Source organism: Kushneria phyllosphaerae, from assembly GCF_900312995.1.
GTDB classification, from domain to species: domain Bacteria; phylum Pseudomonadota; class Gammaproteobacteria; order Pseudomonadales; family Halomonadaceae; genus Kushneria; species Kushneria phyllosphaerae.
On sequence record NZ_ONZI01000053.1, the window covers coordinates 1 to 381 of the forward strand.

Genomic DNA, 381 nt, shown 5'->3' on the forward strand with positions numbered 1-381 from the left:
GTTCCCTTCTCCCAAAAATCCAAGACTTATTTCATTATCGGTAGATCCTCAAGACAGACTTAGGGATTGGTCTCGAATGATTGGTCAGGTGATGGACAGTTTAAAGTATCCTTTAGAAAAACGTCCTTTTAGGGGGCATTTGACTGTAGGTAGAGTCGTGAATTTCAGCCCAAAACTTCAGCAGTTATTGCAAATGAAGTTTCCTCTCATTCCACCAGTTCCCATTAATAAATTTTATTTAATTGAACGTAGGCCTGATAAAGAAGGAAGTAATTATTTTCCCTTGGCGCAATTTGATTTAATCCGGTAAAAGAGAATGGCTGATTTGACAATTGGAACGATTCTTTGCCTCTGTGTCCAATATATTATGCTCAAGTGTCT

Annotated in this window: 1 protein-coding gene; it reads left to right on the forward strand. The window is 38.1% G+C overall.

The genetic code is table 11. The annotated features are described in order from the left end of the window. Positions 1 to 310, forward strand: a 310-nt coding sequence (locus tag KSP9073_RS17420) for a 2'-5' RNA ligase family protein (protein WP_108844210.1), incomplete at its 5' end; no start/stop codon positions are given. Positions 311 to 381: the final 71 nt, after the last annotated feature.